Raw genomic sequence first — 21030 nt, 5'->3', positions numbered from 1 at the left:
GGCTCAGAAGTCGGCGGGCGCGGCGTCGACCGGAGCGTCGGCCGCGACACCGATGCCGAGCTTGTCCTTGACCTTCTTCTCGATCTCGTCGGCCAGGTCGGGGTTGTCCCGCAGGAAGTTGCGGGCGTTCTCCTTGCCCTGACCCAACTGGTCGCCCTCGTAGGTGTACCAAGCACCGGACTTGCGCACGATGCCCTGCTCGACACCCACGTCGATGAGCCCGCCCTCGCGGCTGAAGCCCTGGCCCCAGATGAGGTCGAGCTCGGCCTGCTTGAACGGGGCAGCGACCTTGTTCTTCACGACCTTGACCCGGACCCGGCTGCCGACCGCGTCGGTGCCGGTCTTCAGGGTCTCGATGCGCCGGACGTCCAGTCGGACCGAGGAGTAGAACTTCAGCGCCCGACCACCGGTGGTGACCTCCGGCGAGCCGTAGACCACGCCGACCTTCTCGCGGAGCTGGTTGATGAAGATGCAGGTGGTGCCCGAGTTGCTCAGCGCACCGGTGATCTTGCGCAGCGCCTGGCTCATCAGGCGGGCCTGCAGACCGACGTGGCTGTCACCCATCTCGCCCTCGATCTCCGCGCGCGGCACCAGGGCGGCCACGGAGTCGATGACGATCAGGTCCAGCGCACCGGAGCGGATCAGCATGTCCGCGATCTCCAGCGCCTGCTCACCGGTGTCGGGCTGGCTGATCAGCAGGGCGTCGGTGTCGACGCCGATGGCGCGGGCGTAGTCGGGGTCCAGCGCGTGCTCGGCGTCGATGAAGGCCACGATGCCGCCGAGGGCCTGGGCGTTGGCCACCGCGTGCAGGGCGACCGTCGTCTTGCCCGAGGCCTCCGGGCCGTAGACCTCGACCACCCGGCCACGGGGCAGGCCACCGATGCCCAGGGCGATGTCCAGGGCGATGGAGCCGGTCGGGATGACCTTCATGGCCACCTCCGGCGAGTCGCCCAGGCGCATGACCGAGCCCTTGCCGAACTGCTTGTCGATCTGGGCGAGGGCCATGTCGAGGGCCTTGTCGCGGTCCAGGGTTGCCATCGGGTCCACCTTCGGGGTCGTCGCTGAGTCGCTGTGTGCGGGTCGAGACCGACGCTAGGGCGAGGGTCTGACAAAACCGGGCGACCGGGAGGATCTGTGGATCCGGCACCGGCCTGTGGACAACCGTAGGACGAACACCTGTTCGAATCCAGCGACACGCCGCAGCGGGCGTGTCGACACCTCAGCGGCGGGTGTCGTGCTCCTCGCGTGCGGCGTGCACGGCCGGCAACCGGTCCTCGACGAACCCGATCAGGTCCAGCAACCGGGGCGCGAGCTCGCGTCCGGCCGCGGTCAGCCGGTACTCCACGTGCGGGGGGATGGCCGACAGCACCTCGCGGTGCACCCACCCGTCCCGCTCGAGGGTCTGCAGGCTCTGCGCGAGCATCTTCTCGCTGACCCCGTCCACCCGGCGACGCAGCTCGCCGAACCGGTGCGGGGCCTCCAGCAGGGCGGACAACGCCAGCAGCGACCACTTGCCGGTCACGTGCTCCAGGGCCTCGCGCGAGGTGCAGGCGCGACTGAAGACGTCGGCGGCGAACGCCTCGACCGGGTCGGTCCCGGGCACCCCTCCGGCAGCCACGGCACGAGTGTACGTTCTCTCCGAAAGCGCTAACCAGGAGTTAGTGCACACCGAGGAGGAAGCACATGATCGCCGTCACCGGAGCCACCGGCCACCTGGGCCGCCTCGTCGTCACCGGCCTGCTCGACGCCGGCGTCCCGGCGGCCGAGGTCACCGCTCTCGTCCGGGACGCCGGCCGGGCCGCAGACCTTGCTGCCCGCGGTGTCACCGTGCGGGTGGCCGACTACACCGACCGGGCCTCCCTGGACGCCGCGCTGTCCGGGGTCGACCGGCTCCTCCTGGTCTCCGGCAGCGAGGTGGGGCAGCGGGTCGCCCAGCACACCGCCGTCGTCGAGGCCGCGCAGGCCGCCGGTGTCGACCTGCTCGTCTACACGTCGGCCCCGAAGGCGCTGACCAGCACGCTCGTGCTGGCCCCGGAGCACAAGGCGACCGAGGGGCTGATCGCACAGGCGGGCATCCCCGCCGTGGTGCTCCGCAACAACTGGTACTGGGAGAACTACGACGCCCAGATCGGCCAGGCGGCCGCCACCGGGCAGCTCGCCGGCAGCGACCACGGCGGCCGGGCCTGGCCCGCGGCGCGGGCGGACTTCGCCGCCGCCGCCGTCGCCGTCCTCACCGACCCCGACGTGCAGCCGGCCACCGTCGAGCTCGACGGGGACACCCCGTTCTCCCTGTCCGACCTTGCCGCAGAGGTCGGCCGGCAGACCGGTCGTGAGGTCGCCTTCATCGACCTGTCCACCGAGGACCACGTGCAGCTGCTGCGCAGCGTGGGCCTGGACGAGGGCACCGCGGGCTTCGTCGCGGCGATCGACACCGGCATCGCCGCCGGGGAGCTCGACACCGGCGGCTCGGGCATCTCCGGCCTGACCGGTCGACCCACCCGCACCCTGGCCGAGCACGTGCGCGCCGTCCTGGCCGGCTGAGTCCCCGACGTCCCGGCGACGGTCAGCGCACCGACGCCGGGACGTCGTACTCCTCGCACACGGTCAGCCAGACCGTGCGCACCGGGACGCCGCCGTCGATGGCCGCCACCGCGGACCGCCCGCCCAGGGTGGTGAAGACGTGGTCCCGGGCGATGCTCTCGGCCCGCAGGTCACCGAAGTGCTCACGCATCCGGGCCCAGAACTCCTGCAGTCGCACGGGCTCACGGTACCCACGCCCCGCCGTCACCTAGCCTGGCCGGATGTTCCCCAGCACCGGGTCGGGCACCTGGGACACCGTCCTGCAGGTCGTCGCCGCGAGTCTGCTGCTCGTCTCGCTGGTCGTGATGATCCGGCGGCGCTGACTCACTCCACGAGGTCGTCCTCGGGCAACGGGCCCAGGACGGCGAAGCACGACAGGTACGGGTCGACGTCCCCGCGGGTGGTCCAGGACCGCAGCTGACCGGCCGACCGGCGGGACAGCACGGCCCGCGCCAGGTCGAAGTCCGAGGCCGAGACGACCACGGCGGCGTCGGCGGGCCCGGTGCGCCAGGTCTCCCCGACCAGTGCCAGGGGCGGCAACCCGGCGTCGTCCACGGCCGCGGCCACCCGTCCGGCGAAGCGCTCGCGCAGGGCGGCCAGCGCCGGGGTGTCCCGGGCGCCGGGCACGCCCAGCGCGCCCCGCAGGTCCTGCTCGTGGACGACGACGTCGTTCACCGGGCGGGTGCCGTGCTCGCCTATCCAGGCGCGCATCGGCCCGGTCAGCGGCTCCCACTCGGCCAGCAGGGCGCCGATCCCCCGGCCGGCGCGACGGTCCACGTGCGACTGGGTCCAGGCCGGGTCGTGCTCGTCGGGCTCCTGTCCGACGAGCACGTCGACGTTGGCCCCGACGACGTGGGACACCAGGTCCCGCACGGTCCAGTCCGGGCACGCCGGGACGGCGGTGCCCGCCTGCCCGGTGCCGAGCCCCCGGACCAGCCCGACGACTCGCGCCTGGGCCTGCGTCCACTCCTCGATCGCGTCCATGCCGGGGTGCATCCCCGCGCGGGGGGCCTCACAACCCCATGGACCGCCCGATGATCTCCTTCATGATCTCGTTGGTGCCGCCGTAGATGGACTGCACGCGGGCGTCCCGCCAGGCCTTGGACACCGGGTACTCGTCCATGTAGCCGTAGCCGCCGTGCAGCTGCAGGCACCGGTCGGCCGTCTTGTTCTGCAGCTCGGTGGTCCACCACTTGGCCATCGCGGCGTCGGTGGCGGTGAGCTCCCCGGCGTTGAGCTGGCGCACGCACTCGTCGACGAAGGCCCGGGCGATGGTGGCCTCGGTCTGCAGCTCGGCCAGGACGAAACGGCTGTTCTGGAAGCTGCCGACGGGCCTGCCGAACGCCGTCCGACCGGTCACGTACTCCACCGTCTGGGCCAGCACGGTCTCCACCGCCGCGACCGCGCCGGCGGCGATCGAGAGGCGCTCCTGGGGCAGGTTCTCCATCAGGTGCAGGAAGCCCCGGTTCTCGGTGCCCAGCAGGTTCTCCGCCGGCACCCGGACGTCGGTGAAGAACAGCTCCGCGGTGTCCTGGGCCTTGAGACCCACCTTGTCCAGGTTGCGACCCCGGGCGAAGCCGGGCATGTCCCGCTCGACGACGAGCAGGCTGATGCCCTTGGAGGCCGGGGCGTCGGGGTCGGTGCGGGCGACGACGATCACCAGGTCGGCGTTGATCCCGTTGGTGATGAACGTCTTGGACCCGTTCAGCACCCACCCGTCGCCGTCCTTGCGTCCGGTCGTGGTGATGCCCTGCAGGTCGCTGCCGGTGCCCGGCTCGGTCATCGCGATCGCGCTGACCAGCTCGCCGCTGCAGAACCGCGGCAGCCAGCGCTCCTGCTGCTCGGGGGTCGCCAGGTCGCGCAGGTAGGGCCCGGTGACGTCGTTGTGCAGGGTGAAGCCGACACCGGAGGCACCGATGCGCATCAGCTCCTCGCCGAGCACGGTGTTGTACCGGAAGTCGCGCACCCCGCCGCCGCCGTGCTCCTCCGGGAGGTCCATCCCGAGCAGGCCCTGCGCGCCCCCGGCGGTCCACACCTCGCGCGGCACGATGCCCTCGCGCTCCCACTGGCCGTGGAACGGCGCGACGTTCTTCTCCAGGAACGTCCGGGCGGTGTCCCGGAAGGCGTCGTGGTCGGCCTCGTACAGGTGGGAGCGCATGCGGCGAGTGTGACCGACAGCGCTGACTGTTTCCAGGTGCCGGACGGCGGCCGTCGCCGGGGGCGAACTGTCGTACCCCTGTGGACACTGGGGACGTGCCCACCGCCCCGTCCGCCCTCGACCGGTTCTCCGAGCCCACCCGGGCCTGGTTCACCGGCGCGTTCGACCGTCCGACGACGGCCCAGGAGGGCGCCTGGACGGCGATCAGCAGCGGCGAGCACGCCCTGGTGGTCGCCCCCACCGGCTCGGGGAAGACCCTGGCGGCGTTCCTGTGGTCGCTGGACCGGCTGGCCACCACCGCCCCGGCGGACGAGAAGTCCCGGTGCCGGGTGCTCTACGTGTCCCCGCTGAAGGCACTGGCCGTCGACGTCGAGCGCAACCTGCGGGCGCCGCTGACCGGCATCGGCCAGGCCGCGGCCCGGCTGGGGCTCCCCCGCCCGGAGATCAGCGTGGGCATCCGGTCCGGGGACACCCCGGCCGACGAGCGCCGGGCCTTCGCCCGGCGGCCCACCGACATCCTCATCACCACCCCGGAGTCGCTGTTCCTGCTGATGACCAGCCAGGCGCGGGAGGCGCTGCGCGGGGTCGAGACGGTGATCATCGACGAGGTGCACGCGGTCTGCGGCAGCAAGCGCGGCGCCCACATGGCCGTCACGCTCGACCGGCTGGACACGATCCTCGACAAGCCCGCGCAGCGGATCGGGCTGTCGGCCACCGTGCGCCCCATCGACGAGGTCTCCACGTTCCTGGCCGGAGGCCGGCCGGTGCAGGTCGTCGCGCCGCCGTCGACCAAGAAGTGGGACCTGTCGGTCGTCGTCCCGGTGGAGGACATGAGCCAGCTCGGTCAGCCGACCGGGGAGATGGACGGCTCGGCCGCCGGTTCGCAGCCACGGACGTCGATCTGGCCGGCGGTCGAGGAACGGGTGCTGGACCTCATCGAGGAGCACCGCTCCACCATCGTGTTCGCCAACTCCCGTCGGTTGGCCGAGCGGCTCACCAGCCGGCTGAACGAGCTGGCCTACGAGCGCGCCACCGGCGACACCGTGCCCGCCGGGGCCGACGCCGCCCAGCTGATGGCCCAGGCCGGCGCCGGCGGGGGCCTCCCGGCGGACGCCAAGCCGGTCGCCTCTGCGCACCACGGGTCGGTCTCCCGCGAGCAGCGGGCCGTGGTCGAGGAGGCGCTGAAGTCCGGCCAGCTGCCGGCCGTGGTCGCCACCTCCTCCCTCGAGCTGGGCATCGACATGGGCGCGGTCGACCTGGTCATCCAGGTCGAGTCCCCACCCAACGTCGCCGCCGGGCTGCAGCGGGTCGGCCGGGCCGGGCACCAGGTGGGCGCGGTCAGCCGCGGGGTGCTCTTCCCGAAGTTCCGCGGCGACCTGGTGCAGTCGGCGGTGGTCGCCGAGCGGATGAAGTCCGGTGAGATCGAGTCGATCCGCTACCTGCGCAACCCCCTCGACGTGCTCGCCCAGCAGATCGTGGCCATCGTCGCGGTGCCCCCGGAGGCCGGCGGCGGGGTCACCGTCGACGAGCTGGCCGGGGTGCTGCGCCGGTCGGCGGCCTTCGCCTCGCTGCCGGACTCGGCGCTGCACGCCGTGCTGGACATGCTGGCCGGGCGCTATCCCTCCGACGCCTTCGCCGAGCTGCGCCCGCGGCTGACCTGGGACCGGATCACCGACACCCTCACCGCGCGCCAGGGCGCCCAGCGGCTGGCCGTGACCAGTGGCGGCACCATCCCCGACCGCGGTCTGTTCGGGGTCTTCATCGTCTCCGGCGGCGGGGAGACCGGCGGGCGACGGGTCGGCGAGCTCGACGAGGAGATGGTCTACGAGTCCCGGGTGGGCGACGTCTTCCTGCTCGGTTCCTCCTCCTGGCGGATCGAGGAGATCACCCACGACCGGGTGCTGGTCACCCCGGCTCCCGGGCAGCCCGGGAAGATGCCGTTCTGGCACGGGGACACGCTGGGCCGCCCGCTGGAGCTGGGCCGGGCGCTGGGTGCCTTCCTCCGCGAGGTCGGCGGCGCCACCCCGGCCGCGGGCCTGGCACGGGCCAAGGCGGCCGGGCTCGACGACTGGGGTGCGGCGAACCTGCAGGCCTACCTGACCGAGCAGAAGGCGGCCACCGGGCACCTGCCCGACGACCGCACGCTGCTGGTCGAGCGGTTCCGGGACGAGCTGGGTGACTGGCGGATCGTCGTGCACTCCCCGTTCGGCGCGCAGGTCAACGCCCCCTGGGCGCTGGTGCTGGCCGCCCGGCTGCGGGAGAAGTACGGCGTGGACGTCGCCTCCATGCACGCCGACGACGGCATCGTGCTGCGGCTGCCCGACACGACCGGGGAGCCACCCGAGGCCGACCTGGTCCTGCTCGACCCCGACGACGTGGAGCGAGAGGTCACCGAGGAGGTCGGCAACTCCGCGCTGTTCGCCAGCCGCTTCCGGGAGTGTGCGGCGCGCGCCCTGCTGCTCCCCCGACGGGACCCCCGGCGGCGCACCCCGCTGTGGCAGCAGCGCCAGCGCGCGGCCCAGCTGCTCAGTGTGGCGAGCGAGTTCTCCTCCTTCCCGATCACCCTCGAGGCGGTCCGGGAGGTGCTGCAGGACGTCTACGACGTGCCGGGACTGGTCGAGCTGATGAGCGACGTCCGTTCCCGGCGGGTGCGGATGGCCGACGTGCAGACCCAGTCCGCGTCGCCGTTCGCCCAGTCCCTGCTCTTCGGCTACGTCGGTCAGTTCATCTACGAGGGCGACGCCCCGCTGGCCGAGCGCCGGGCCCAGGCCCTGGCGCTGGACACCGGGCTGCTGGCCGAGCTGCTCGGCCGCTCCGAGCTGCGCGAGCTGCTCGACGGCGATGCGCTCACCGAGATCGAGGCCGAGCTGCAGCGGCTGCCCACCGACCGGCACCCCCGCGACGTGGACACCGCGGCGGACCTGCTGCGCGTGGTCGGGGACCTGAGTGCCGCCGAGGCAGCCCCGCGCGGGGTCTCCCAAGAGTGGCTGGACGAGCTGGTCGCCTCCCGCCGGGCGCTGCGGGTCCGGATCGCCGGGGCCGACCGGTTCATCGCGATCGAGGACGCCGGGCGGTTCCGCGATGCCCTGGGCACCGCCCTCCCGGTCGGGGTGCCCGAGGTGTTCACCGAGCCGGTGGCCGACCCGCTGGGCGACCTCGTGGGTCGCTACGCCCGCACCCACGGGCCCTTCGTCCCCGGCGAGGTGGCCGACCGGCTCGGGCTGGGTGTGGCCGTGGTGACCACGACCATCCAGCGGCTGGTCGGCACCGGCCGGGTGGTGACCGGTGAGTTCCGGCCCGGCGGGGTCGGCCAGGAGTGGTGCGACGCCGAGGTGCTGCGCTCGATCCGCCGCCGCAGCCTGGCCAAGCTGCGCCAGGAGGTCGAGCCGGTCCCGATCGAGACGCTGGCCCGGTACACCCCGTCCTGGCAGTCGGTCGGCAGCCGGATGCGCGGGGTGGACGGCGTGCTGGCGGTGGTCGAGCAGCTCGCCGGGGCCCTGGTGCCCGCCTCGGCGCTGGAGTCCCTGGTGTTGCCCTCGCGGGTGCAGGGCTACCAGCCGGGGATGCTCGACGAGCTGACCAGCGCCGGAGAGGTCCTCTGGGCCGGTGCGGGCGGGTTGGCCGCCGGGGACGGCTGGATCACCCTGGTGCCGGCCGACCTCGCGTCGCTGTTGCTGCCCGAGCCCCCGCTGGGCGCCCAGGACGAGGGCGGGGTGGGCTGGCAGGTGCTGGAGGAGCTCGCCGGTGGCCAGGCGCTGTTCTTCCGCGGGCTCGCCGACCGGGTGGGCGCCACCGACGACCAGGCCTTCGCCGAGGTCGTGTGGGACCTGGTGTGGTCCGGCGGGCTGACCAACGACACGCTGGCCCCGCTGCGGGCCCGCCTCGCCGGGGGCGGTGCGCACAAGAAGGCGGCCGCTCCCCCACGACCGCGGCTGGACCGCACCCGGTACGGCCGCACCCGCGTCGGTCGCCCGGCCATGCCCACCCGCAGCGGGCCGCCGATGGTGGCCGGCCGCTGGTCCCGGCTGCCCGACCTGGAGACCAACTCCACCAAGCGCAACAACGCCCGCACCGAGTCGCTGCTGGAACGGCACGGCGTGCTCACCCGCGGCGCGGTGATGGCCGAGCAGGTGCTCGGCGGCTTCAGCGCGGTCTACCCGATCCTGCGGGCCTACGAGGAGAACGGCCGTGCCCGCCGCGGGTACTTCGTGGAGACGCTCGGGGCCGCGCAGTTCGGCACCCCGGGCTCGATCGACCGGCTGCGCAGCTTCGCCACCCCCGACCGCACCCCCACCCCGGCGGTGGTGCTCGCCGCCACCGACCCGGCCAACGTCTACGGCGCGGCGCTGCCCTGGCCCGAGCGGACCGTGGGAGGCGCCCCGGGCGAGGCACCCTCCGGTGACGGTGCCGACGAGGCCGTCGACCTCGGCGAGGGCGCTCCGGCCGGGAAGAAGCGCGGCCAGACCGGTCACCGGGCGGGTCGCAAGGCCGGCGCGCTGGTGGTCCTGGTCGACGGTGAGCTGGTGCTCTACGTCGAGCGCGGCGGGAAGACGCTGCTGTCGTGGACCGAGGACGAGGTGGCCCTCAAGGAGGCGGCCACGGCGCTGTCCAACGCCGCCGCGGCCGGGGCGCTGGGCCGCATGGTCGTGCAGAAGGCCGACGGCGCCTCGGTGCACGAGCCGACCCCGCTGTCGGCGGCCCTGCAGGCCGCCGGGTTCTCCGCCACCCCCCGCGGGCTGCGGCTGCGCGGCTGAGCCGACGAGTCGGCATGTCGACTCGTCGACTCACCGGCCGCGGGGCCGCAACCAGCGGGCCAGCCGCCGGGTGAGGAACGGCATGCACACGTACCCCAGGGCCAGCACCAGCACGACGGCGTAGAACAGCGCCCGCAGCACCAACGGCCAGTGCGCCACCAGCGGGGCGACCACGGCCTGCACCACCAGCTGCAGCGCGAACACCACGGCGACCGTCAGCAGCGTCAGCCGCAGCCGGGAGGGACCGTCGGCCCGGTCGGGGGCGGTGAAGAAGCTCTCCAGGCCGCTCACCCTGCTGTAGCGCGACCGGTCCACCATGGCCCCGGCCCGCCCCAGCGCCTCGTGCCGCTGCGGCGAGCGCTCCCAACCGGCGAGCGCCTCGCGGTCGTGGAACCGGTAGACCAGGTGGTACTCCGAGCTGCCCGGCCCCGGCCGCAGCAGCGTCGAGCCCAGGTGGCCGGGGAACGTGGCGGCCAGGGCCATGATCTCCGCGGCCCAGGCCTCGAACTCCTGGACTTGCTCCGGGCGCACCTGGCGCGCCGCGGTGACGGTGACCGGGTGGGTGTCCGGAGCGGGCGGACGGCGGCGGGGCACGTCTCCAGCCTCCCCCAGCCGACCGGACGCCGTCAGCTGGGTCGCAGCCAGCCCGCCGTGACCCGGGTGAGCGCCGGCATGACGACGAAGCGCAGTCCGGTGACCACGATGACCGCCGAGATCAGCAGCCGGAGCGGCCAGGGCCAGTCCGCCACCAGGGGCTGGACCAGCAGGTGGAAGGTCGACGTCAGCAGGAAGACCCCGAGCACGGTCAGCAGCACCAGCTTCCAGGCCGGTGCGGGCTGCGGGGGCCGGGCGAAGAAGCCGTGCAGGCCCTCGACCCGGGCGAACTGCTCGTCCACCACGAGGTCGTGCACCCGCTGCAGCTGGGCGGCCCGCTCCGGGGACTCCTCCCAGCCGGCGAGCGAGGCGGCATCGGCGAACCGGTAGACCAGGTGGTACTCGTCGCCCGCGTCACCGGGCCGCAGGGTGGAGGAGCCCAGGAACCCCGGGAACGTGGCCGCCAGTTCCTGCACGTCGCTCGCCCAGGCCTCGAACGCCTCCCGGCGGTCGGGGCGGACGGTGCGGGCAGCCGTCACGGTCACCGGCTCGGGGAGCCCGGCCACCGCGTTGCCCTGGAATCGTGTGCGCACGAGATGTCTCAGCGTTGAGAGACCTCGTCTCCTTCCCCGGTGTCAGGGGGCTCACAGCGTCCGCAACCGCGATCATGGACGGCGTGCCCGAAGGAGACACCGTCTGGCTGGCGGCGAAGCGGATGGACGCCGCCCTGCACGGGGCCACGCTCGTCCGGGGCGAGCTGCGGGTGCCGCAGCTGGCCGAGATCGACCTGGCCGGGGCCACGGTCACCGAGGTGGTGCCGCGCGGCAAGCACATGCTCATCCGCTTCGCCGACGGCCGGACGCTGCGCACGCACTACCGGATGGACGGCAGCTGGCACGTCTACCGGCCGGGCGCCCGGTGGCGGGGTGGGCCGGCGTTCAGCATCCGGGCGGTCTTCACCACCCCCGAGTGGGAGTGCGTGGGCTACCGGCTGCACGACATGGCGATGGTGCGCACCAGCGACGAGGCCTCGGTCGTCGGCCATCTCGGGCCCGACGTGCTCGGCCCGGACTGGGACCTCGAGGAGGCGCTGCGCCGGTTGCGGGCACAGCCCGACGAGCAGATCGGCGTCGCGATCCTCGACCAGCGCAACCTCGCCGGGCTGGGCAACCTCTACAAGGTCGAGACGCTCTTCCTGTGCGGGGTGAACCCCTGGGCGCGGGTGGCCGACGTCCCCGACCTGCCCGGGCTGGTGGAGCGCGGGCGCTCGCTCATGCTGGCCAACCGCGACCGGCCCGAGCAGAGCACCACCGGCGACACCCGGCGGGGCCAGGACCACTGGGTGGCCGGCCGCAAGGGCCGCCCCTGCCGGCGCTGCCGCACGACGATCCTGCTCGGGGACCAGGGCCCGGACCTGCAGGAGCGGGTCACCTGGTGGTGCCCCCGCTGCCAGGCGACCCCGGCCCCGGTCCCGCGGGCCCGCACCGGCCAGCCGGGCACCGAGCCCCGCCGGGCGCGCTACTAGACGGTCCGGGCCAGCCCACGGGTGGTGCCGGCCAGCTGCTCGGCGGCGGCCGGCAGCCGACGCCGGGCAGCCGGGTCGCCGGCGACGGCCTCGGCGGCGGCCCGGGTGAGCCGGTCGTGCGCGGTGACGCCGTCGTGCAGCCGGGCGACCAGCCGGTCCACGGTGGGCCCGGTCTGCTCCGGGTCACCGGTCGCCTCGACCGCCACGACGCCGTCGGCCAGCCGGTGGAGCACCTCCACCGAGGCGGCCACCCCGACCCAGTCGACGTCGATGTCGCGACCCAGCCGGCCGGCGTGGCCGGCCAGCTCGACGTCCCGGGTGCGCAGCCGACGCACGGTGTCGGCGGCCCGGCTGGTCTCCGGCGGCAACGGCGCGGACGAGGGCCGCAGCAGCGGCGGGTGGCGGAGCCGGTGCACCCGCAGCACCCCGGCGACGACGACGGCGAGGAACACCAGGGAGCAGACCCCCCAGAACACCTCACCGCCCTCGACGCCGTCCTGCACACCCACCTGCAGCGTCAGGACGACGCAGGCGGCGAGCCCGAGGAGCCGGTAGAGGACCGAGAGGACCGCCAGCCGCACACGCGCCGACCGCCGGCCCTGCCGCGTGCGAGCGGCGGGACCGGCGGTCGGTGTGGGGTCTCCCCCGGCGGAGGAGCTGCTCAGCTCAGGCGCCGTGGGTCTCGGGGCGCTGCACCGGCTGGGCGGCGGGCTGCTCGGTCGGCTGGGCCTGCGGGGTGCCCTGCTCGATCGCGCCGGCGGGCTGGGTGCCCCCGGTGACGGCCTGCTGGCCACCCTGCCCGCCGGCCATGCCGGAGCGGATCTGCTGCAGCCGCGAGGCGCCGGCGACGTCCAGGGTCGCCTTCTGCACCTCGAGCATGCGGCCCTCGACGGAGTTCTGGGCCAGCTCGGCCTGGCCGAGCGCGTTGGCGTAGCGGCGCTCGATCTTGTCGCGGACCTCGCCCAGGTTGGGCGTGTTGCCCGGCGCCGACAGCTCGTTGACGCTCTTGATCGAGGCCGACACCTGCTCCTGCATCTTGGCCTGCTCGAGCTGGGAGAGCAGCTTGGTGCGCTCGGCCAGGATGGTCTGCAACCGCATGCGGGACTGCTCGACGGCGCCCTTGGCCTGCTCGGCGGCCTGCAGGGCCTCGTCGTGGCTGCGCTTGAGGTCCTCGACGCCCTGCTCGGCGGCGACCAGCTGGGTGGCGAAGGCCTGGGCGGCGTTCTCGTACTCGGCGGCCTTGGCCTCGTCGCCCTTGGCGCGGGTCTGGTCGGCCAGCGCGAGGGCCTGCTGGGCCGAGCCCTGCAGCTGCTCGACCTCACCGAGCTGGCGGTTCAGGCGCATCTCCAGCTGGCGCTGGTTGCCCAGCACCGCGGCGGCCTGGTTGGCCAGCGACTGGTGCCGGTTCTGCTCGCCCTCGATGGCCTGGGCGATCTGGATCTTGGGGTCGGCGCGCTCGTCGATCTGCGCGTTGGCCGACGCCGTCAGGTACTTCCACAGCTTCACGAACGGGTTGGGCATGGTTCCTCCTGGTCCGGTGCGCGCCGTCCGGAGCGGACGACACACGCCGCGGGCGACGACGTCGTCCCCCATCGTCCCAGCACACCACCCCCGTGCGGCAACACGGCACCCCGCGGGGCCGCCGCCGCTAGGGTCGCGGGCGTGCTGACCGTCCTCGGCGAGCTGGTCGTCGACCTCATCCCCGACCCCACGGCCGACGCCGGACCCGAGGGCACGGCCCCCCGGTTCGTCGCCCGCCCGGGGGGCAACGCGCTCAACGTCGCGGTCGCCGCCGGCCGGCTCGGGCACCCGGTGCACCTGCTGGCCCGGTTCGGCACCGGCCCGCTGGCGGGCAACCTGCGCCGGCACGCCGAGCTGTCCGGGGTGGACCTGTCGGGGTCGGTGGACTCCGGCGACCCGGTCAGCCTGGCCGTGGTCGGCCTGGCCCCGGACGGGTCGGCCGACTACGGGTTCCACGTGCTGGGCGCCGCGGACTGGCAGTGGACCGACGACGAGCTCGACGTGGCCTGGCCCCAGGGGAGCCAGGCCCTGCACGTCGGGTCGATCTCCTCCTGGACGGCGCCGGGGTGCGAGGCGATCGCCGGCCTCGCCGAGCGGCTGCACGCCGACGGGTCGGCCCTGGTCAGCGTCGACCCCAACATCCGGGCCGCGCTGGCCGAGGGGTTCGGCAACACCGCTGCCGACGTCCGCGCCCGGCTGTCCCGGCTGCTGGCCGTCGCCGACGTGGTCAAGGTCAGTGCCGAGGACCTCGCCTGGCTCGAACCCGACACCACCGACCTGGACGAGGCCGCGCAGCGGTGGGCCGACGCCGGCCCCGGGGTCCTGCTGCTCACCGACGGTGGCGCCCCGCTGCGGGTCGCCCGCACGGGCCGGCCCCTGCTGCGGCACACCCCGCCCACGGTCACCGTCGCCGACACCGTCGGCGCGGGGGACTCCCTCGCCGCCGGGTTCCTCACCGGCCTGCTGGACGCCGGTGTCACCACCCGGGCGGCGCTGGACGGGGTGGCCGACGACCTGCTCGCCCGGGTGGTCGCCGACGCGTCTCTGGTCGCTGCGCTGTGCTGCACCCGGGTGGGCGCGGACCCGCCCACCCGCGACGAGCTGGCTGCCGCCCGGGGGTGATCCCCGGACACCACGAGGGCCCCGGACCACCACGGTCCGGGGCCCTCGTCGGGTGTGTCTGGTCAGGCAGCGCCGCTGGAGCGCTCCCCGGTGAGTCCGCCGGCGGCCTCGGCCACCTGCTCCTCGCGGTCCTCGTTGGCCATCTGGGTCAGTGCCGCACCGGCCTCGGCGTCCCGGGTGAGGTTCTCCCCGGACTCGGGGTCGAAGACGTGCACCTTGCGGCTGTCCAGCCAGAACTCGGCGTCCCGGCCCTCGCGGATGCGGCTGGTCGAGTCGATGGACACGATCGCCTGGGTGCGCAGCTCCTCGCTGTCCAGCTCGCGGGAGAGCTCCTGCAGGTGGGTGCGGATCTTCTCCGGCGCCTCGTAGGGGATGTAGGCGTACTGCTGGTCCCCCAGCCACTCGGTGACGTCGACCCGGGCGGTGAAGGTCGAGCCCAGCGGCTTCTTGGCGTCGTCGACCAGGGACGCGTCCTCGAAGTACTCCGGCCGGATGCCCACCAGCAGGAGATCGCGGCCGGCGACCGCGGCGGCCCGGCGCTCGTCGAGCTCGATCGGCCCGAAGGGCGTCTGCAGCGTGCTGCCCTCCACGGTCGCGGGCAGGAAGTTCATCGGCGGGGACCCGATGAACCCGGCCACGAACAGGTTGACCGGCTGCTCGTAGAGCTCCCGGGGGGAGGCCACCTGCTGGATGGAGCCCTTGCGCAGCACGCACACCCGGTCGCCGAGGGTCATCGCCTCGGTCTGGTCGTGGGTGACGTAGACCGTGGTGATGCCCAGCCGGCGCTGCAGCCGGGCGATCTCGGTGCGCATCTGGCCGCGCAGCTTGGCGTCCAGGTTCGACAGCGGCTCGTCGAAGAGGAACGCCTCGGCCTGCCGGACGATGGCCCGGCCCATGGCCACCCGCTGGCGCTGGCCACCGGAGAGGTTGGCCGGCTTGCGCTCGAGGTGCTCGTGCAGCTCCAGGACGTCGGCGGCCTCCTTGACCAGGCGGTCCACCTTGTCGTCGGGGGTCTTGGCCAGCCGCAGCGGGAAGGCGATGTTCTCGTAGACGCTCATGTGCGGGTAGAGCGCGTAGTTCTGGAAGACCATCGACAGGTTGCGGTCGCGGGGGGCCTTGTCGTTGACCCGCTCCCCGCCGATGACCATGTCGCCGGAGGTGATGTCCTCCAGGCCGACGATCATCCGCAGCAGGGTGGACTTCCCGCAGCCGGACGGGCCGACCAGGATCATGAACTCGCCGTCGGCGATGTCCAGGCTGATGTCGTTCACGGCGGGGAACCCGTCGCCGTACTTCTTGACGATGTTGCGCATCTCGATCGAGGCCATCGTGGACTCCTGGGAGTGTGGTGGTCGGGCTGAGGGGACGGGCCGGTCAGCCCTTGACGGCGCCGTTGGTGAGACCGGCGACGATCCGACGCTGGAAGACCAGCACCAGGATCACGACGGGGATGGTCACGATGACCGCTGCTGCGGCGATCGCGCCGGTGGGGTCCTCGAACTGCGAGGCACCGGAGAACAGGCCCAGCGCTGCCGGGACCGGGCGGGAGGCGCCGGTCGAGGTGAGCGAGATGCCGTAGACGAAGTCGTTCCAGGCGATGAAGAACGCGATGATCGCCGTGGTGAAGACACCGGGGGCGGCCAGCGGGACGATCACCTTGCGGAAGGCCTGCCAGGTGGTCGCGCCGTCGACCTGCGCGGCCTGCTCCATCTCCCACGGGATCTCGCGGAAGAACGCCGACATGGTCCAGATCGACAGCGGCAGGGTCAGCGACAGGTACGGGATGATCAGCCCGGGCCAGGTGTCGTAGAGCCCGATCTGGCGCCACAGGTTGAACAGCGGCGTGACGATCGAGATCACCGGGAAGATCGCCACCCCGAGCGCGGTGCCGAGGATCAGCTTCTTGCCGGGGAAGTCCAGCCGGGCGATCGCGTAGGCGGCGAACATCGACAGGAACACGCTGATGAACGTGGCAATCAGGCAGATGCCGAAGCTGTTGCGCAGCGCCGGCAGGAACAGGCTGCTGGCGTCGCCGTTGAGGATCAGCGCGTAGTTCTCCCCCGAGAACGCCGTGGGCAGGAACGACCCGTTGGCCAGGTCACTCGGCGCCTTGAACGACAGGGACACGATCCAGGCGATCGGAAAGAGCGCGTACAGCGCGATCGCGATGCCGGCGACGTACCACCAGGTCTTCTCCTTGGTCGACATCAGCCGTCACCCCTCGCCTGGGACAGGTCCACCTTGAACCCCTTGATGAAGATGAACGCGATCAGGACGACCGCGAGGAACAACAGGACCGAGACCGCCGACCCGAGACCGATCTCCAGCCGGGAGATCGTCTGCCGGTAGGCGAGGAAGGACACCGTCTCGGTGCCGTTGGCCCCCGCCGTCATCACGAAGATGGAGTCGAAGACGCGGAAGGCGTCCAGGGTGCGGAAGAGCAGCGCGACCATGATCGCGGCCTTCATGTTCGGGATGGTCACCCGACGCATCCGCTGCCACCAGGTGGCGCCGTCGACCTGCGCGGCCTCCTGGAGGACCTCGGGCACCTGGGCGAGACCGGCCAGCAGGAGCAGCGAGATGAAGGGCGTGGTCTTCCAGATCTCGGCCAGGCAGATGACGAACAGCGACGTCCCGAAGTCACCGAACCAGTCGGTCTCGGCGCTGACCCCGGGGAGCCAGGCGAACCAGCTGTTGACGAACCCGGTGTTGATGTCGAAGGCGAACTGCCAGGCGAACGCGGACACCACGGTGATGACCGCGTAGGGGATGAGGATGACCGCCCGCAGGAACGGCCGGATGGCCTTCAGCGCCTTGTTCATCACCATCGCCAGGGCGAAGCCGAGGACCAGCTCGACGGCCACGGTGATCAGCGTGATCAGCAGGGTCACCCCCACCGACTGCCACCACAGCTGGTCGGTGAGCACCACCACGTAGTTGCTCAGCCCGGTGAAGGAGCGGTTCTCCGGGTCGGTGAGCCGGTAGTCGAAGAGCGAGTCGTAGACGGCCTGGGCGATCGGGTAGGCGGTGACCAGCAGCATCACCGCCATCGCCGGCCCCGCCAGCATCCAGCCGAGCTTGCGCTCGGCCTTCGCCCGGTCGCTGACCTGCTTCTTCACCGGCGCCGGGGCGGAGGCCCCGGTGCGCGCCCCGGTGGGCGCCTGGGTCGTGGTCACAGCAGCTGCTCCTTACGCAGGACCGCTTCGATGAGCTCCGTCGCCGCCTGCGGCGTGCTGGAGGGGTCGACGGAGGCCGTCGGGTGGTACTCGCGCTGCAGGCCGCCGGAGACCTCGCTGTAGTACGGGGTCTGCGGGCGGGGAGCTGCCTGCTCCAGCGACTGCAGGATGGTCGGCGCCATCGGGAAGTCCTCGAGCACGGCCGGGTCGTCGTAGACCGCGGTGTCCGACGCCGGGTTGCCGTCGTTGACGAAGTAGAAGGCCTGGTTCTCCGTCGAGGTGATGCACTCGGTCGCCTCGTAGGCCAGGTCGGTGTGCTCGCTGTAGGCACCCACGCCCAGGTTGATCCCGCCGTAGGGCGGGGCGGCGTCGGTCCCCTCGTCGACCTGGGGGTAGACCGCCCAGCCGTAGTCGTCCACCGCGGACTGGTCCAGCGTGCCGCCCTCGACGGCGGCCAGTGCCCGGGCGTAGACGAACGGGTAGTTGACCATGAAGCCGGCCTGGTCGGACTCGAAGCCGGTGGCGGTGGAGTCCTCGTTGGCCGTGGAGAGCGCGGGGCCCACCTGACCGGAGTTCGAGATGTCCCGCATGACCTCGGTCGCGCGGACCCCGGCGTCGGAGGTCAGGCCGAGCTGGATCTGCTCGGGGTCGGTGGAGTTCTCCGCGATGATCGAGCCGCCGGCGCTCTCGATGAGGGCGTTGAACCACACGGTCAGCGCCTCCGCGCGGATGCCCTGGACGCCGATCAGGCGGTCCTGGTCCTGAGCGGCGGTGATGATCTGGTCCCAGGTGACCGGCTGGGTCATGTCCAGCCCGGCGGCCTCGGCGACCGAGGTGCGGTACCAGAGCAGCTGGGTGTTGGCCCACCACGGCACGGTGACGAGCTCGCCGTCCCAGGTGGACCCCTCGATCGCGCTGGCCACCACGTCGGTGGTCACCCGCTCGGCGACGTCCTCGGGCACCGGGGCCAGGAAGCCGGCCTGGGCGAACTCGGGGATGAACGGCGGGTCCAGGCTCATGATGTCGATCGACGCGTCGTTGGCCGCCAACCGGCGGACCAGCTGCTCGCGCTGCGCCGAGGACTCCCGCGGGAGCACCGACGTGGTGATCGTGTAGGCCCCACCCGCGGCCTCGGTGCACCGGGCGGCGAGTTCGGCCTGCCCGCCGGAGTCGGGGTTGGTGTACCAGATCAACTCGGGGGTCCCCGACCCCCCGCCGCCGCAGGCGGCCAGCCCCGACGCCAGGACGACGGCGGCGGCCGTGGCCCCCAGGGCCCGCCGGGCTCTGCGGCCGGACGCGGCACTCCGCCGCTCCCGACCCGTGTGGACAACGCTGTCAGACACCCTGCAACCGCCTCCGTTGGCGTCGAGCGACCCGGGGGCCGCGACGGTCCGGCTGGTGGATGATCTTCACCCGGTCCAGGGACTGTGACCCAGGTCAAAGAGTGAGTCAAGCCGAAGGCCAGGCCGTTGCCAGTTCGTGTCCAGGTCGGTGTGAACGCCCTGGTCGAGCCCCATCGACGGTGTCGCCGACCGTCCCGGAGGGCGATGCCGATCGGCCTCGGGGCGTCAGACCGGAGGGGCGGCGAGGACCGACGGGGTGGTCATGTCCGCCGGGGTCTTGGGGAGCTCGTGGTCCAGGTAGGAGCGCAGCGCCGCCGTCGTCCCGACGTCGACGCCGGCCTCCTCGGAGAGGAACCAGCGGTGCTCGAGCACCTCGTGGAAGACCTGGGCCGGGGCGAGCCGGCCGACCAGGTGCGGTGGGATGGCCTCGACCACGGGCAGGTAGACCTCGGCGATCCACCGGTGCCCGGCCACGGACTCCGGCACCGGCCGTCCCTCCTTCTGCTCCAGCCACGCCCGGTAGCTGCGCAGGTCGTTGAGCAGCCGGCGGGCCTGGTTCTCCTGCACCTCCAGCCCGGTCAGCCGTAACAGCTCGCGGCGGTTCTGGCCCGGCTCGGCGACCCGGGTCTGCACCCGGAGCCGGGCGCCCTCGGGGGTGTGCACCAGCTCGACCTCGCCGGCGTCGAAGCCCAGGTCGTTGATCCACTGCAGCCGCTCGGCCACCCGGTAGCGCTGCTCGTCGAGCCGGAAGACCTCCTCGCGGGTCACCGCGTCCCACAGCGCGGCGTAACGCTCGGGCAGTGCGTCGGCCACCTCGAGCGGGTCGATGTCCGGGGCCAGCAACCCGCCGAACTGCAGGTCCATCAGCTCGGCGCCGACCCGCTCGCGGGCCAGCTCCACGTCGTGCTCGCGCATCCGGGAGGACAGCTCGGGACGGCGCTCGGCGGTCTCGGCGTCGACCAGGTAGGCGGTCAGGCCGTCCCCGTCGGGCCGGAAGAGGGTGTTCGACAACGAGCAGTCGCCCCAGAACACCCCCGCCAGGTGCAGCCGCACCAGCAGCACGACCTGGGTGTCCAGCAGCTGGGAGGTCGAGTGCTGGCTGCGCGGGCTGGAGAACAGGTGCCGGTAGGACATCGAGTACTCCAGGTACCGGGTCACCAGGATCGCCTCCTGCTCCCCCGGCCGGTCCACGCAGATGCCCAGCACCGACACCGAGGGCAGCCCCTCGGCCTCGAACTCCCCGAGCAGCGCGTACTCCCGCCGGGCCAGCGGCTCGGCGATCTCCTTCAGCGCGTAGACCCGGCCCTCGGTGGCCACGAAGCGCACCACGTGCCGCGAGATGCCCCGCTGGGGGACGTCGAGGAGCAGCGCGGGGTCCCACTCGGCCAGCGGTTCCCCCCACGGGAGGTGCAGCAGGGCCGCGGCCTCCGTGGCCGGCGGCCGGAACAGGTAGCGCATGGGCGGGACTCCGGGGTCGACGGGGCGGGTGCCGACGAATGTCCCACGGACCCCGGTCGGGTGGGAGCGGTCAGAGGGCGCGGTCCAGGGCGTCGGCCTGCCGGGCCCGGTCCAGAGTGGTCCCGGGGCGGCAGGCCAGGCCGACCAGCCAGCGCAGGACCAGCCCGGCACCGCCCCGGTCCAGCCGCAACGCCCCGGCCAACCGGTCGGTCAGCGCGTCGTCGTCCACCGCGCAGAGCAGCCGGGCAAGCAGCTCGGGCTCGGTCTCGGCGAGCCGGCGGAGCACCGCGTGGTCGGCGACCTCCTCGGCCAGCCCCACCAGCGCCCTGCCGCGGGGGCCGGCGGCGGCCAGCGCGGTGAGCCGGTCCAGCTCGGCCTCCAGCAGGGCGGCGGCGACGTCGTCCTTGGTGCGGAAGTGGTTGTAGAGGGTGGCCTTGGCGACGCCGGCCGCGGCGGCCACGTGCTGCATGGTCGCCCGGCGCAGGCCGTGCTCGGCGAACGCCGCCGCGGCACCGGCGAGCAGGCCGCGCCGGGTGCGGCCCATGGCGTTGCCCGAGCGCGTGTGCGCACCGGCCTGGTGCTCGGGTCCGGCCGGGCGCAGCGGCGCCACCTCGGGACGGCGCAGCAGCGGCAGGCCCTCCAGCACGATGGTGCCGTGCGTCCCGGCGGGGACGTCGTCGACCACCGGCGCCGGGACCGCGCTGAGCGCGGGCGCTTCGGCGGTGGAGCGCGGGCTGTACCGGTCGGGCAGCGGGAGCGGATGCACACACACTGTGTCCCATCCCGCTCACACAGGGTC

At 73.2% G+C, this 21030-nt stretch carries 20 protein-coding genes; 5 read left to right on the top strand and 15 right to left on the bottom strand.

Annotation, left to right across the window (positions count from 1 at the left end):
• Nucleotides 1–3 precede the first annotated feature (3 nt).
• A complete protein-coding gene (recA, locus tag ASG36_RS21150; RefSeq protein ID WP_055769238.1) occupies nt 4–1038 on the bottom strand; it encodes a recombinase RecA in 1035 nt (344 codons plus the stop codon).
• Nucleotides 1039–1219: 181 nt separating this feature from the next.
• Nucleotides 1220–1618: a helix-turn-helix domain-containing protein gene (locus ASG36_RS21145; protein ID WP_235495419.1), complete on the bottom strand. Its 399-nt coding sequence runs from the start codon at nt 1616–1618 to the stop codon at nt 1220–1222.
• A 65-nt stretch (nt 1619–1683) separates the two neighbouring features.
• Between ASG36_RS21145 and ASG36_RS21140 the strand changes: the two genes are divergently transcribed.
• Nucleotides 1684–2541, top strand: a complete 858-nt coding sequence (locus ASG36_RS21140; RefSeq protein WP_055769154.1) for an NmrA family NAD(P)-binding protein — start codon at nt 1684–1686, stop codon at nt 2539–2541.
• Nucleotides 2542–2563: 22 nt separating this feature from the next.
• On the opposite strand, the gene ASG36_RS21135 is transcribed toward ASG36_RS21140, so the two are convergent.
• The gene (locus ASG36_RS21135) at nt 2564–2758 is read right to left on the bottom strand and encodes a DUF3046 domain-containing protein (RefSeq protein ID WP_055769150.1); all 195 of its coding nucleotides are present in this window, start codon (nt 2756–2758) and stop codon (nt 2564–2566) included.
• 43 nt (nt 2759–2801) lie between these two features.
• Between ASG36_RS21135 and ASG36_RS22125 the strand changes: the two genes are divergently transcribed.
• Nucleotides 2802–2903 (top strand): LPXTG cell wall anchor domain-containing protein, encoded by a 102-nt coding sequence (locus tag ASG36_RS22125; protein ID WP_157499043.1) that lies wholly within the window; start codon nt 2802–2804, stop codon nt 2901–2903.
• A gap of 1 nt (nt 2904) precedes the next feature.
• Here ASG36_RS22125 and ASG36_RS21130 read toward each other — a convergent pair whose 3' ends face one another.
• On the bottom strand, nt 2905–3564 hold the full coding sequence (locus ASG36_RS21130; RefSeq protein ID WP_200944620.1) for a maleylpyruvate isomerase family mycothiol-dependent enzyme: 660 nt from the start codon (nt 3562–3564) through the stop codon (nt 2905–2907).
• A gap of 28 nt (nt 3565–3592) precedes the next feature.
• Nucleotides 3593–4738, bottom strand: coding sequence for an acyl-CoA dehydrogenase family protein (locus tag ASG36_RS21125; protein WP_055769144.1), 1146 nt, complete (start codon nt 4736–4738; stop codon nt 3593–3595).
• Nucleotides 4739–4833: 95 nt separating this feature from the next.
• Between ASG36_RS21125 and ASG36_RS21120 the strand changes: the two genes are divergently transcribed.
• Nucleotides 4834–9492, top strand: coding sequence for an ATP-dependent helicase (locus tag ASG36_RS21120; RefSeq protein WP_055769141.1), 4659 nt, complete (start codon nt 4834–4836; stop codon nt 9490–9492).
• A 30-nt stretch (nt 9493–9522) separates the two neighbouring features.
• Here ASG36_RS21120 and ASG36_RS21115 read toward each other — a convergent pair whose 3' ends face one another.
• On the bottom strand, nt 9523–10086 hold the full coding sequence (locus ASG36_RS21115) for an antibiotic biosynthesis monooxygenase (protein ID WP_055769139.1): 564 nt from the start codon (nt 10084–10086) through the stop codon (nt 9523–9525).
• A gap of 32 nt (nt 10087–10118) precedes the next feature.
• Nucleotides 10119–10679: an antibiotic biosynthesis monooxygenase gene (locus ASG36_RS21110; RefSeq protein WP_055769136.1), complete on the bottom strand. Its 561-nt coding sequence runs from the start codon at nt 10677–10679 to the stop codon at nt 10119–10121.
• Between the two features lie 74 nt (nt 10680–10753).
• On the opposite strand from ASG36_RS21110, the gene ASG36_RS21105 reads away from it, so the two are divergent.
• Nucleotides 10754–11611: a DNA-formamidopyrimidine glycosylase family protein gene (locus ASG36_RS21105; RefSeq protein WP_369794113.1), complete on the top strand. Its 858-nt coding sequence runs from the start codon at nt 10754–10756 to the stop codon at nt 11609–11611.
• Here the strand turns inward: ASG36_RS21105 and ASG36_RS21100 are convergent.
• Both ASG36_RS21100 and ASG36_RS21095 read right to left on the bottom strand, forming a co-directional pair.
• The gene (locus tag ASG36_RS21100; RefSeq protein ID WP_055769134.1) at nt 11608–12192 is read right to left on the bottom strand and encodes a hypothetical protein; all 585 of its coding nucleotides are present in this window, start codon (nt 12190–12192) and stop codon (nt 11608–11610) included. The two genes, ASG36_RS21105 and ASG36_RS21100, sit on opposite strands and share 4 nt — an antisense overlap.
• Nucleotides 12193–12277: 85 nt before the next feature.
• On the bottom strand, nt 12278–13132 hold the full coding sequence (locus tag ASG36_RS21095) for a PspA/IM30 family protein (RefSeq protein ID WP_055769131.1): 855 nt from the start codon (nt 13130–13132) through the stop codon (nt 12278–12280).
• A 141-nt stretch (nt 13133–13273) separates the two neighbouring features.
• Between ASG36_RS21095 and ASG36_RS21090 the strand changes: the two genes are divergently transcribed.
• A complete protein-coding gene (locus tag ASG36_RS21090; protein WP_055769128.1) occupies nt 13274–14254 on the top strand; it encodes a PfkB family carbohydrate kinase in 981 nt (326 codons plus the stop codon).
• Between the two features lie 62 nt (nt 14255–14316).
• Here ASG36_RS21090 and ASG36_RS21085 read toward each other — a convergent pair whose 3' ends face one another.
• The 6 genes from ASG36_RS21085 to ASG36_RS21060 all read right to left on the bottom strand — a co-directional run bounded on the left by ASG36_RS21085 (nt 14317) and on the right by ASG36_RS21060 (nt 20997).
• Nucleotides 14317–15582, bottom strand: coding sequence for an ABC transporter ATP-binding protein (locus tag ASG36_RS21085; RefSeq protein ID WP_055769123.1), 1266 nt, complete (start codon nt 15580–15582; stop codon nt 14317–14319).
• Nucleotides 15583–15628: 46 nt separating this feature from the next.
• The gene (locus tag ASG36_RS21080) at nt 15629–16462 is read right to left on the bottom strand and encodes a carbohydrate ABC transporter permease (protein ID WP_055769120.1); all 834 of its coding nucleotides are present in this window, start codon (nt 16460–16462) and stop codon (nt 15629–15631) included.
• Nucleotides 16462–17430, bottom strand: a complete 969-nt coding sequence (locus ASG36_RS21075; protein ID WP_055769117.1) for a carbohydrate ABC transporter permease — start codon at nt 17428–17430, stop codon at nt 16462–16464. The genes ASG36_RS21080 and ASG36_RS21075 overlap by 1 nt, the downstream gene beginning before the upstream one ends.
• The gene (locus ASG36_RS21070) at nt 17427–18623 is read right to left on the bottom strand and encodes an extracellular solute-binding protein (protein WP_235495416.1); all 1197 of its coding nucleotides are present in this window, start codon (nt 18621–18623) and stop codon (nt 17427–17429) included. The genes ASG36_RS21075 and ASG36_RS21070 overlap by 4 nt, the downstream gene beginning before the upstream one ends.
• 375 nt (nt 18624–18998) lie before the next feature.
• Entirely contained in the window at nt 18999–20231 is a 1233-nt protein-coding gene (locus ASG36_RS21065; protein ID WP_055769114.1) for a DUF4032 domain-containing protein, read from the bottom strand.
• Between the two features lie 70 nt (nt 20232–20301).
• Nucleotides 20302–20997: a TetR family transcriptional regulator gene (locus ASG36_RS21060; RefSeq protein WP_235495414.1), complete on the bottom strand. Its 696-nt coding sequence runs from the start codon at nt 20995–20997 to the stop codon at nt 20302–20304.
• Nucleotides 20998–21030: the final 33 nt, after the last annotated feature.

The organism is Geodermatophilus sp. Leaf369 (assembly GCF_001424455.1).
Classification (GTDB): domain Bacteria; phylum Actinomycetota; class Actinomycetes; order Mycobacteriales; family Geodermatophilaceae; genus Klenkia.
The sequence above is the reverse complement of the archived record's forward strand: the minus strand, read 5'-3'. Positions and strand labels throughout refer to the sequence as shown.